The sequence below is a fragment of the Microcystis wesenbergii FACHB-1317 genome (assembly GCF_014696875.1).
Lineage (GTDB): Bacteria > Cyanobacteriota > Cyanobacteriia > Cyanobacteriales > Microcystaceae > Microcystis > Microcystis wesenbergii_A.
Window position 1 is genome coordinate 1 of the sequence record NZ_JACJQV010000237.1, and the last position, 10,734, is coordinate 10,734.

13 protein-coding genes and 2 pseudogenes are annotated in these 10,734 nt (G+C 45.1%); 9 read left to right on the forward strand and 6 right to left on the reverse strand.

Features of this window, described 5'->3' with window-relative positions; all coding sequences use genetic code 11:
• Positions 1-152: 152 nt before the first annotated feature.
• Positions 153-456: pseudogene (locus H6F92_RS24540) on the forward strand (RNA-guided endonuclease InsQ/TnpB family protein); the annotation flags it as partial.
• Positions 457-504: 48 nt separating this feature from the next.
• On the opposite strand, the gene H6F92_RS24545 reads toward H6F92_RS24540, so the two are convergent.
• Positions 505-1,092 carry a DUF454 family protein gene (locus H6F92_RS24545; RefSeq protein WP_190359838.1) on the reverse strand — a complete coding sequence of 196 codons (588 nt, stop codon included), beginning with the start codon at positions 1,090-1,092 and terminating at the stop codon, positions 505-507.
• Positions 1,093-1,229: 137 nt separating this feature from the next.
• Between H6F92_RS24545 and H6F92_RS24550 the strand changes: the two genes are divergently transcribed.
• Positions 1,230-1,520 (forward strand): DUF5132 domain-containing protein, encoded by a 291-nt coding sequence (locus tag H6F92_RS24550; RefSeq protein ID WP_159294873.1) that lies wholly within the window; start codon positions 1,230-1,232, stop codon positions 1,518-1,520.
• 484 nt (positions 1,521-2,004) lie between these two features.
• On the opposite strand, the gene H6F92_RS24555 is transcribed toward H6F92_RS24550, so the two are convergent.
• Together H6F92_RS24555 and H6F92_RS24560 are read right to left on the reverse strand one after the other, a co-directional pair.
• Complete coding sequence (locus tag H6F92_RS24555; protein WP_190359839.1) at positions 2,005-2,997, reverse strand: HMA2 domain-containing protein; 993 nt, start codon at positions 2,995-2,997, stop codon at positions 2,005-2,007.
• Between the two features lie 136 nt (positions 2,998-3,133).
• Positions 3,134-3,283: a hypothetical protein gene (locus tag H6F92_RS24560; RefSeq protein ID WP_002773732.1), complete on the reverse strand. Its 150-nt coding sequence runs from the start codon at positions 3,281-3,283 to the stop codon at positions 3,134-3,136.
• A gap of 527 nt (positions 3,284-3,810) precedes the next feature.
• Here H6F92_RS24560 and H6F92_RS24565 point away from each other — a divergent pair.
• A complete protein-coding gene (locus H6F92_RS24565; RefSeq protein WP_190359840.1) occupies positions 3,811-5,190 on the forward strand; it encodes an MFS transporter in 1,380 nt (459 codons plus the stop codon).
• 222 nt (positions 5,191-5,412) lie between these two features.
• Positions 5,413-6,525, forward strand: a complete 1,113-nt coding sequence (locus tag H6F92_RS24570) for a DUF2235 domain-containing protein (RefSeq protein WP_242030264.1) — start codon at positions 5,413-5,415, stop codon at positions 6,523-6,525.
• Positions 6,526-6,894: 369 nt separating this feature from the next.
• Here the strand turns inward: H6F92_RS24570 and H6F92_RS26375 are convergent.
• The 3 genes and pseudogenes from H6F92_RS26375 to H6F92_RS25495 all read right to left on the reverse strand — a co-directional run.
• A pseudogene (locus tag H6F92_RS26375) lies at positions 6,895-7,134 on the reverse strand (PEP-utilizing enzyme); the annotation flags it as partial.
• A 201-nt stretch (positions 7,135-7,335) separates the two neighbouring features.
• Positions 7,336-7,548, reverse strand: coding sequence for a transposase (locus H6F92_RS27160; protein WP_199308321.1), 213 nt, complete (start codon positions 7,546-7,548; stop codon positions 7,336-7,338).
• A gap of 146 nt (positions 7,549-7,694) precedes the next feature.
• On the reverse strand, positions 7,695-7,841 hold the full coding sequence (locus H6F92_RS25495) for a hypothetical protein (protein ID WP_199308322.1): 147 nt from the start codon (positions 7,839-7,841) through the stop codon (positions 7,695-7,697).
• A gap of 106 nt (positions 7,842-7,947) precedes the next feature.
• Here H6F92_RS25495 and H6F92_RS24585 point away from each other — a divergent pair, with 106 nt between their 5' ends.
• The 5 genes from H6F92_RS24585 to H6F92_RS24605 all read left to right on the forward strand — a co-directional run bounded on the left by H6F92_RS24585 (position 7,948) and on the right by H6F92_RS24605 (position 10,661).
• Positions 7,948-8,142, forward strand: a complete 195-nt coding sequence (locus tag H6F92_RS24585; RefSeq protein ID WP_002787681.1) for a hypothetical protein — start codon at positions 7,948-7,950, stop codon at positions 8,140-8,142.
• Entirely contained in the window at positions 8,139-8,375 is a 237-nt protein-coding gene (locus tag H6F92_RS24590; RefSeq protein ID WP_190359842.1) for a hypothetical protein, read from the forward strand. The genes H6F92_RS24585 and H6F92_RS24590 overlap by 4 nt, the downstream gene beginning before the upstream one ends.
• Positions 8,376-8,600: 225 nt before the next feature.
• Entirely contained in the window at positions 8,601-9,122 is a 522-nt protein-coding gene (locus H6F92_RS24595) for a polysaccharide deacetylase family protein (RefSeq protein WP_265795527.1), read from the forward strand.
• A 277-nt stretch (positions 9,123-9,399) separates the two neighbouring features.
• Positions 9,400-10,257: an itaconate degradation C-C-lyase RipC gene (ripC, locus tag H6F92_RS24600; protein WP_190359843.1), complete on the forward strand. Its 858-nt coding sequence runs from the start codon at positions 9,400-9,402 to the stop codon at positions 10,255-10,257.
• Between the two features lie 38 nt (positions 10,258-10,295).
• Positions 10,296-10,661: a MaoC/PaaZ C-terminal domain-containing protein gene (locus H6F92_RS24605; RefSeq protein ID WP_242030265.1), complete on the forward strand. Its 366-nt coding sequence runs from the start codon at positions 10,296-10,298 to the stop codon at positions 10,659-10,661.
• Positions 10,662-10,734: the final 73 nt, after the last annotated feature.

Below are 10,734 nucleotides of genomic sequence, written 5' to 3' on the forward strand. Positions count from 1 at the left end.
AGTTTTTCTATTAAGCTCAACATATGTTTCAAAAGTTCGCGTTCACTTCTCATTTTACCTGACAGTGATCGCTTTTACTTTTGATATTCTGATGGGAGAATGAAACAGCCCTACCCCTTGCCCCCCCGACGTCGGGGGGGTTGGGGGGGTGACAATTAGCCTACAAATGCCGTTGGTATGGGAGAAACTACATCGAAATAGATAGATGGTTTCCTAGCTCTAAAAGGTGTAGTAATTGCGGGTATATTGCCCTTGAAAATGCCGTTAAATGTTCGAGAGTGGGATTGTCCAGACTGTGGGACGCACCATGACCGAGATATTAACGCCAGTAAAAATATTTTGGCCGCAGGGCTTGCGGTGTCAGTCTGTAGAGCGACCTGATGACCAGAACAGAGTAAATCTGTTAAGGCAGGTGCGAAAAATCCTTCGGGAAAGAAGCAGAAACCCAAATCGTGAGGTTTGGGAATCGCCGTCCGTTTTACGGCGGCGAGGATGTCAACTTAATTAGGAGCAAGCTAGGAAGCAGAAATGGGACAGGAGCAAGAAGGGCGTTCCTGGTAGCAGGGGCAAGATCACCCCAGCAATTCCTATGATCAAACTAGCGATGGCGATCGCATTGAGAATTTCTTTTCCTATTCCTTCATATCCAGTCAAAAAGTTTTGCAGTTCCCCCAAGAACTGGTCCGAAAAACTCCCTAACTCGGCTTCTAAGGCTTCTAGAGCAGCAGTTGGCAAGAGGGCGAGGGAATCTGCCTCTTGAACGAGCGCTAAAATTGCTGCCTGCTGTTCGGACTCCGAACCGGGGTGACTCTGATAGTTGATGATCGCGCAACTTGCCGCCGGATTGATGCGGACTTCCCCAATCCAAGGAAGGGACTGGAGGGCATAAGTCAGTTTCTCGCTATATGTGGTATCTCCAGCCAGTTTGGGGATGCCCAGGCGAAGGCGCCCCGGCAGCGAGTGCAGCACTTGGCAGTCAATTTTTGGCTGGTGGGCGATCTCGCGTAGCGAGCGCGTTGCGACCGGCAGGACTTGAGCGTTGCTTACGTTAGTCTGAAGGTTTAATTCAAGGGTTGCGAGTGCTGGAGTCATTTTCTTTTCTTGCTTTCTCTACCGATCACGATGGTCAAACATTGCTATGTCCAACTTTAAACCAAATTAATTCAGTTTGACCTTTTAGACTAAAGGGTTTTTTGATACCCTAGAAGTGATCAAATAGCGAGGCAATCATGGAAGAGTTACTATTATTAGGTGCTGGGGCTGTGGCCGTCCTAGTTGTTGCTCCCATCGTCGGGGCTGCTGTCAACCCTGAACTAGGTAAATCCATCTCAGATTCTGGTCGCGACTTGATTAAGGGTGGCCTTAAATTTGGCATGGAAACGACGGAAAAACTGCAAAGTTCCTTTGCCGAAGCGACCGAATCGTGGAACGATCTCGTGGCCGAAGCTAAATCGGAAGTCGATACTAGGAAAGCTGCCGAGCAGCCACCTCGGGAAGTAGAAATTATTTCCGAAAGCTAACTTGAGTCCAAAAATGCCGACTGACCGACAACAATTGCCTACCCGGTGTCAGACATTGAGTTGCCAGTTGTTCGAGGATATTCAGCGGCTCTCTCCTCTGTTAGTCGGGCGACTTCTCTTGTCCCTGACGGCTTAGGCACCGTGGCCGCTTTACGCTCTATTCACGCAGCAGGCAGCGGACGCAACACTGGCAGGGAACTTGAAAAACCAGGTGTAGCAGATTTTCGCTTTTGGCCTTTGTTTCATCCCTTCGGTAAAACCGAGGTTCTTCACCTGACATTCACAATCAACCTCTTGCATAATTAGGGTTTGCGGCAAAAAGTTTTTCCTGGGGGCAGGGTGTGGGGTGTGGGGAGATGGGGAAGCTATCTCATCACCCTATCACCCCAAAACCCTATCACCCTATCTCCTCCCGACTACCGACTACTGACTACTGACTACTGACTCCTAACCCTAACAACAATTTTTGATTTTTACCAGGGGTCTAATTTACTGATCCTGACTGGGCAATGGCTTGAAAAAGTCTCTGTTGAAATGTTGCCTCTGAGAGGGTGGGCGCGTAGCTAATCGCCACTGAAGCAGCATCTGGATTGATTTGGATTTCTTGCACGCCGGCTAGGGACTGAAGGCACTGGCGCAACCGCTCGGCGTAGGAGAGATCTTGGCGCAGGCGAGGAATCCGCAGTCGCACCCGCCCGGCAATAGCGTGGATGATTTCGGTATCTGTGGGAAGGCTTGCTGCAGATGGAATTTTCTGGCGTACCTTGGGCGAGATACAGAAGCCTTCTTGGGCTTCTAGATAACTAAGCAGGTCCACCAAATCATTGTGTACGGCAATTAGGCGATCGCATCCTTCTAGCTCCTCAACCCGCTCGGCGCTGTCGATGACCTGGATCGTTTTGATGACATTCTGATACATAGGGCGATCTTTTTGGATGTCGTCCCTCAGTTCCGCTGCAAATTGATAGAGCGAGATAGCTTCCAACTCAGGGTAGATCGATTCGGCTTGCCCAAAGACTTTAACGAATGTCTGTCCCAGAGATCTCTGCTCTGAGAAGGAAAAATAGAAAGCGTCTCCAACAAAGTCCTCGCGGTTGGCAAAAGTCCTGATAATTTTGCTAATCAGTTCGATCGCCTTCTTGTCTCTGGTGTAGGGACCGTATCGATAGACGTACCAGTACCAGCCAAAGAATTTCACCAGGACATAGAGTAGTTCTAAGGCTTCGGGAGAACCGATTTCATCGGCTTCGGGATATTCCCGTCTAAAAAATTCCAACTCTTGCTGATTGAGGATGCCGTCAAGTCGGACTTGCAATTCGTGAGCGGCGAACAGGAAGGGATTAATATACAGAGCGGCAATCTGATTTCGTTTCTGCGTCTTTTCCTCCTCTTGTTGCTCGCTCCAAGTCCAAACTGTCCAGATGGCTGTGGCAGTTGCCGAAAGTAGCGATAAGATGATGCCCAGTGTTGCTTCCATGTTCCACTATTCCAATATTTATTAGCTTGGAGATTACACTCTCAGTTGCAATCTTGCCCACTTAGCTCGATAGGCAGTCTCCCCCTGAGATAGATGTCAGTATTTATAGTAATAAGGTTTGTCAAGAGCCGCCGGATTATCTGCGGCAAATGGCTGATTGCCGATCGATGGGATCGGCAAAAGGCGCACTACAGTTAGCCCATTTAACAAAATCAATGTCAAAAATGACAATAGCGGCGAATATTGTGCCGGCTCCCGCAGCAAAGGTGATCACAGCCATTATCATCTGATTTTTCTTCACCCTAGCTCCTTAATTGGGCTAATTCAAGCCTGAATTGCATCACTGTCTGATTTGCTTTCGTAGAATACCTCATTCGGGGTAGGATAGTCAAGGCATTTTCGAGGACGATTGTTAATAGACCTCTGGTAAAAATCAAAAATTGTTGTTAGGGTTAGGAGTCAGTAGCCAGTAGCTGGTCGTCAGGAGAATTAAAAATGAGCATTAATTAATACTTAGAGATTTTATGCAATTTTATGCCTATTTTTCTCATTTTTGACTTCTCAAAAATTAATTATGCAAGAACTATAAGTAGTTGGACAAAAGTAAAGTTAACTGTGGGGTAAGGAGTCAGTAGTCAGTAAGAATTGCGGCAATTTACATTTCTTAAGATAGACAACAGAATTTATGTCCGACTACTTATTTAACATCAATAGTAACGAAGAGCCAAAAATCTTCATCTTAAATTAAATCAGCCTTAAACTCAATTTAAATCTAACCAGCTATTAAAACTATAGTTTTAATAGCTCTATCCCATGAAAAGCCTACAAAGTTATATCGATGAAACTCCTCCTCGTCCCCTAAGTTTGATGCAATGGCGCATCTGGATTTTGGCGGCTACTGGCAAGTTTTTTGAAGGCATGGTCATCTTTCTGACTGGAGTTGCTATTCCCTTAATTGAGCAAGATTTCCATCTAGCATCAGCCCTAAAAGGTTCAGTTGCTGCCGCAACGCTTTTGGGGATTTTGGTTGGGGCTTCCCTATTCGGAAATTTAGCGGATCGCCTGGGACGAAAGTTAGTTTTCGTATCTGAAATGGCGATTTTTACTGTTTTTGTCAGTTTAACAGCGATCGCTTGGAATGTTCCCTCTCTGATTTTCTTTTTATTTTGCGTCGGGGTTGCTCTTGGAGCAGACTATCCCACAGCCCATCTGATCATTTCTGAGTCAATTCCTAGTAGTTTTAGGGGCAGAATGGTATTAGGGGCTTTTGCTTTTCAATCAATTGGCTCCCTAGGCGGAGTCTTAATCGGATTACTGGTACTGCGGATTAACCCTGAAGTAGGGGCTTGGCATTGGATGTACGCCAGTTTAGTTATTCCAGGAATTATTGTTTTTTTATTGAGGACAGGAATCCCAGAAAGCGCCCATTGGTTAATATCTCACAATCGCCAAGAGGATGCTCAACGTTCTGCTAAAGCTTTACTGCAACGCCCAGTTGAGCTTGCGGACTTAGTAGAGAGAATCGGCCAGCAACGCAAGCAAAAATACAAGCTTTTGTTTTCCCCTCGCTATCTCAGAGCAACTATATTAGCGGCTGTTCCTTGGTTTTTGCAGGATCTAGCCACCTACGGCATTGGTATTTTTACCCCAACGATTTTAGCAACCCTATTTACCAAAACTCAGCCTAATTTTATTTTCAAAGATATGGTAGCAGCGGAAGGTTCCGGAGCAATCGATCTTTTCTTACTGATTGGATTTCTTGCGTCGATTTCTTTAGTTGATAAAGTCGGACGGATTCCTTTACAAATTGTAGGCTTTATTGGCTGTGGCTTAGGCTTAGGAATTGCTTCCCTAGCGGCAGAAACTATTCCAGAAGGTCATCAATTAAAAGTATTTCTGATATTTGGCGGCTTTATCATCTTTAATTTTATGACAAATCTCGGACCCAATGCCATGACCTATGTTTTAGCAGGGGAGGTCTTTCCCGTACAAATTCGCGGTTTAGGTGCTGGTTTTGCCGCCTCTTTTGCGAAAGTCGGGGCGGTTACTACTGCTTTTTTCTTTCCGATTCTCAGGGAACAAATTGGTACTTCTAACCTTTTACATGGTTTAGTTATCACTTCTCTTTTTGGGGCGTTGGTTACTTTTATCTTTCGTATTGAACCCAATGGTAAAAGTTTGGAAAATGTTTAGGACAATGACCACAATGATTAGAAACTATTACGCTCCATTCTGAAGACCAGTCCGAGTGGCGATGCCTAGATTTAGTTCAACTATCTGAACGATTACGATTTATATTAACCATTGATCGCAAAAAGTCCTTGACTATCCGAGTCCCCATAAGGTATTTTCTAGTCAGCGCAGTGCCGGCGGAGTTCAAACTTAAACTGGTTTTAGTTACGGAGATAAATGACCATGAGTCAAAAGGATGCTATCGAATCTGTTGATACAACTAAGAAAAAACGCTTGGTTGTTTGTTGTGATGGTACTTGGAATGAATTAGCAACTTCCTATCCTACAAATGTCGTCAAATTTGCCCGCTTAGTGAAATACACCACCGATGATCAAACCCCACAAATGGTTCATTATATATCAGGATGTGGCACGGCAGAAGACGCTGATTTAATCGAGCGTTTAGGTGGGGGTGCTTTTGGCTGGGGAATTGACAGAATTATTCAAGAGGCCTATCGCTTTTTATGTATGAATTATGACGTAGAAGCTGAAGACGAAATTTACCTAGTTGGCTTTAGTCGCGGAGCCTATACAGTTCGTTGTTTAGCAGGTATGATCTATAACTGTGGTTTATTGAGCCGTTCCAAGATCCGGGAATTGCCTAAAGCTTATGAGCTTTATCGAAATTCTAAAATTAAGCCAAATGATCCAGAAGCTCAAAAATTCCGGGAAGATAACTCCAAAAAGATAGATACCGAAAAAGATTATTTACAAGGTCGTGTACCGATTAAAATGTTAGGGTGCTGGGATACGGTGGGAGCATTAGGTGTTCCTGATCTAACACCTTGGCTACCCTTGGCTAAACTCTGGAATCGGAAGTATGAATTTTTCGATGCTACACTAAGTCCGATTGTGGAAAATGCCTTTCATGCAGTTGCCATTGATGAGAAACGCAGGGGTTTTCCCTCGTCCGCCATGGAGAGAAGTGACAAAAATCCTGAACAAGTAGTCAAAGAAGTTTTCTTTGCCGGTGAACATGGCTGTATTGGTGGAGGAACTAAAGAATATCGGGGGCTATCGGACTATACTTTACAATGGATAATCCACGAGGCTAAAAAGTTGGGATTGGAGTTTTATTCAACTGAAAGTTATAGTGAGGAATTTCAGATTAAACCAGTTCCAACGACTAAATTTGATAATAGCGTGACTGGTGTGTATGCCTTAGCAGGTGAAGGATGGCGACCGATAGAATCTTCAAAAGTTGCCGTTCATTATAGTGTGGTCGAACGACTTAAGGCTGATCCCAATTATCGTCCTCAAAATCTAGCTCCTCTGCTTAATAATTTGCTGCCCTAATTTAGACATTTTCAAATTTGGTAAGTAGTCGGACATAAATTCTGTTGTCTATCTTAAGAAATGTAAATTGCCGCAATTCTTACTGACTACTGACGACCGGCTCCTGACTCCTTACCCCACAGTTAACTTTACTTTCAGCAATTCTAAATTTGCCCTGTAGCAAGGCTTTTGGGAGTTAGTTCCCATAATACGGGGTAAAATTCAATGGGATGGCGAATTTCATTTCACGAGTCTTCGGGCTTCTGACGTGATAGTACACCCAAAGTTGCCCCAAAAATCCCCCTTTAAAATGTTCTTTAAATCCCTAAAAGGCTTGCTGTGTCTAAAACTGAGAATTGCTGTCGTTGTCACCCCTTCAGCCAAAAAATATCAATCCAAAACTTCAACAATACCCCGCGAACCATCAAGAATAACTCGCTGATTATCGCGCAATAATTGGGTCGCACCGTGGACATCCATCACCGCAGGAATGCCGTATTCCCTAGCAACAATTGCCCCGTGGGAGAGGCGACCTCCCACCTCGGCAATTAAGCCTCCTACTCGCGCCAGTAAAGCCGCCCAACCAGAATCAGTATAAGGTACAACCAGGATAGTATTGCGATCAATATCTGTCTTTGGGATTTGGGATTTGGGATTTGGGATTGGGGGATGGTCTGTGTAAGCTAGTTTGGAGTGATGGGGTGATACAGTAAGCCTATTGCTAGGAGCCCCTAATCTTGATAAACCCATTTTTGGCTTTGTATCGAAGCAATTTTACAGGATATTAAGAACCTGTTTGAAAATTTAAAGGATGTCTATCCAGCTTGAGATTTAGGCTTTAATCGTCGAACCATCAAATGCACCATACATTTCGCCAGTCGTCGGCAAAAATTCATAATCTTTGCTCAATCGCCGATAATGACCAAACCAAGAGTAGGTAAGCTCCACCACCCATCGCTTGGGAATCACCGTAAAACCAGGCTGCTCATCGGTGCGCTTCAGGTGTTCGAGATGCCAACCAAAGTCCCGCAGCTCTCTGGACAATGAAGTCCTTCCCCGCAAAGGTGCTATCAATCCAAATCACTTTCAGAAAAGTCCAGAATGGGCCCGAGAAGGTGGCGAGTAACTTCATCGCTGCATGGTCAGAGCGTCCAGCACCATGTACACACACGGCTAAGACCAATCCCATCCTATGGACTAAAATTGTGCGCTTGCGTCCGCGTGACTTTCTTGCCGCCATCAAAACTGATGTCTTCTTCCCCACTTGCCGTTTTGACCGATTGACTATCGACACTGCCGGCACTCGGTTGGGCGTTGCGTCCTGCCTGTAAACGCACCTTTTTATGAGACTTTATAGTGCTAAAGCGCAACTACGAACCTAATTTTGCCAGCCCTTAGTTTGACAATTACAATTATTGGAGAAATCTGTAGTAAAATTGGATTATGGGTAGAAATAAAGAAAATCGCAAAAAACTAGAAGGACAGTATAAAGCATTAGAAGAGCATCTAGATAAAATTGCTCAGGAGAAGCTCAAACCAATAGAAATTCAAGATCAAGGATTAATTGCTCATTGGGAAAAAACAGTCGCAAATTGTCGCCAAAATATCGCTAAACTAGAAAGGAGATTAAATCGATGACAGTAATATATAAAGATCCGTTGGAGAGATTGGAAATATTTCTTGATGAATATCAGCCCCAACTGGAAAAAGCACTCAAAGCCATTCAAATTATCAAAAATACCGACCCAAACTCCGAAGAATTTTCCCAAGCTCTTGCCGATCTTCATGTCTGCTCTACCGTACTTGAACCTTATTCAGAAGGAATGGTTGAGGCGATTGATCAATTCACCGAAGATAGACCTGATGACTGAAAAATGATAGCGATCACTAAGTACCTTCACCGCAAATAAATGATATCATTATGAGGGGGGTGATCTTCACATTAACCAGATAATATCGCCTTAGTTTTGCTATACTACTAATATAAGGGTTGGATATTATTTAGTACCAAAAATGACTATTCCGCAATTGCTACTTTTTATAATTGCTAGGTTTTTTCCTGATGCTGTATTCTATAGCCAACCCAAGACCGGAGAGTGGCTCTGACGATTGATGACGCACCCACTCCTGGCGTTTTAGGAGAGGAGTCAACTGAGCAGCTCTTAGCAGCGATCGCCCAACACCACCAGCAATTCAATCGCGATCAAACCAGTGTCAGAGGTACTTTTTTTATTATTACCGAACATCTGCGGGAAAATTCGACGATTATCGAGCAAATTCTTCAGCAAGGACACGAGATTGCCAATCATGGTATCAGAGACAGACAAACCAGCGATCTGTCCAGGGAACTATTCGAGAAAGATTTCCAAGAAGCTGACGAAAAATTAGTGCGCTTAAGCCATTATCCCATCCGCTGGTGTCGTCTAGGTCGAGCTTTCTACAATCAAATTATGCTAGATATCCTCAGACAATTTGGTGGCTATGAACCCAGATTTGCTCTGGCTTCTATGATTCCTTTAGATACTTTTAAGCTGACTAATCATCCTAAATTTACCACTTGGTATGTTTCTCAGTTTATTTTTTCTGGAGCAATTCTTGTCCTCCATTCTGGTTCCTAAGAACGAGACAAAAACACGGTAATCGCCCTCCAATTATTGCTAAAAAAAACTGCACCTTCGGGGATACGAAGTTGTCAGCTTGAGCGAGTTGTGAGAGGTGCATCTGTTGCCCTTCATTATATTGTGGTCGAACGACTTAAGGCTGATCCCAATTATCGTCCTCGAAATCTAGCTCCTTTGCTTAATAATTTGCTGCCCTAATTTAGACATTTTCAAAGTTGACAATGCCCAAGTTTTGATGTAAACTTCACCATTAACAAAAAACAAGTATTTGGTAATGTTACATCAATCGCAGAAATCGCTTCTAGCCCTAAAAAGTTGGCTGTTCACACCCGCGACCAAGTCGGACCGATTCTCCCGTGCTGCGGAGGTAAAGGCCGATGCCCTGATTATTGATCTTGAAGACGCAGTGGCTCCCACCGCCAAGGAGGAGGCCCGCATAGCAGCGCTGCGCTATCTTGCGGAGATATCCTCCGATCACCTCCCCTGTGCCCTCCGCGTCAATTCTCCTGACACAAGGTTTGGACTCGACGACCTTCAGGCTCTCTTGCTTTCACCCGCCGAACCCGACTATTTGATTCTACCGAAATGCGACTCCTCCGCACTCATCAGCCTGGTGGGAAACCTGTTGCGAGAGGCCAATAAATCGACGCAGGTGATCGCGCTGATTGAGAGTACCAAGGCGATCGGGTCTTTGGCCGAGATGGTTAGCGGCCAAGTCAGGCCGGCCGCCTTTATTTTCGGTGCTGCGGATATGGCTGCGGACCTCGGTGCAGAAACCGCTTGGGAGCCACTACTGTGGGTGAGATCATCCCTGATCCATGCGGCTGCATCCGCTGGGATTGCCGCTTTCGACTCCCCCTATTTTGATATTGCGGATGCGGAAGGTCTTAAGCAGGAGACAAAAGCATCAGTAAACTTGGGATTTCATGGCAAATGTGCAATCCACCCGGTACAAATTGCCACCATCAATGAGGTCTTGACCCCAACAGAACAACAAATAGCCAAAGCACAACAGAGCCTTACCGTCAACCGTCAAGGGGTTGGTGCTGTTGAGGGACAAATGGTGGATGAAGCGGTTGCCCGTAAAGCAAGGCCTGTTCTGGAACGAGCCGGTACTGCAACTGAGGAATAGTTTTGTTAATCTAAGGTGTCCAGAAACTGGGAAAAAAAATGGAAAATATACTGTCAGCGCACCGAGAAATTAGCCCAAATCGCTATCGTGAGACCAACGGTCTTTACTACGAGGATTTTCAAGTCGGTGATGTGTTCGAGCACCGTCCCGGCAGGACGATTACAGATGTGGACAACATCTGGATGACCCTGCTGACGATGAACACACAACCGGTTCATTCTGATGCTGCCTACGCCGGTCAAACAGAGTGGAAGAAGATGCTGGTGGATAGCACTTTCACCCTTGCTCTTCTCACCGGTATGAGCGTTAGGACCGTCAGCGCTAAAGTTGTGGCCAATCTGGGTTGGAATAACGTCAAAGCGACTTCAAGGGGTGACAAGGCGACTAAAAGGCTTGCTGGATAAGGCGCATAGCCGTTAGACCCCTAGAAAAATTCGGGTGTTTTCCAGGCTTGAGTCGAATCAAAGAAAAAGCGAG

What these genes read in the sequence shown, in the direction of transcription:
- H6F92_RS24545 (WP_190359838.1), bottom strand. Translation starts at nt 1,092, where the DNA reads ATGACTCCAGCACTCGCAACCCTTGAATTAAACCTTCAGACTAACGTA.
- H6F92_RS24555 (WP_190359839.1), bottom strand. Translation starts at nt 2,997, where the DNA reads ATGGAAGCAACACTGGGCATCATCTTATCGCTACTTTCGGCAACTGCC.
- H6F92_RS24560 (WP_002773732.1), bottom strand. Translation starts at nt 3,283, where the DNA reads ATGATAATGGCTGTGATCACCTTTGCTGCGGGAGCCGGCACAATATTC.
- H6F92_RS24590 (WP_190359842.1), top strand. Translation starts at nt 8,139, where the DNA reads ATGACAGTAATATATAAAGATCCGTTGGAGAGATTGGAAATATTTCTT.
- H6F92_RS24585 (WP_002787681.1), top strand. Translation starts at nt 7,948, where the DNA reads ATGGGTAGAAATAAAGAAAATCGCAAAAAACTAGAAGGACAGTATAAA.
- H6F92_RS24605 (WP_242030265.1), top strand. Translation starts at nt 10,296, where the DNA reads ATGGAAAATATACTGTCAGCGCACCGAGAAATTAGCCCAAATCGCTAT.
- H6F92_RS24550 (WP_159294873.1), top strand. Translation starts at nt 1,230, where the DNA reads ATGGAAGAGTTACTATTATTAGGTGCTGGGGCTGTGGCCGTCCTAGTT.
- H6F92_RS24565 (WP_190359840.1), top strand. Translation starts at nt 3,811, where the DNA reads ATGAAAAGCCTACAAAGTTATATCGATGAAACTCCTCCTCGTCCCCTA.
- ripC (WP_190359843.1), top strand. Translation starts at nt 9,400, where the DNA reads ATGTTACATCAATCGCAGAAATCGCTTCTAGCCCTAAAAAGTTGGCTG.
- H6F92_RS24570 (WP_242030264.1), top strand. Translation starts at nt 5,413, where the DNA reads ATGAGTCAAAAGGATGCTATCGAATCTGTTGATACAACTAAGAAAAAA.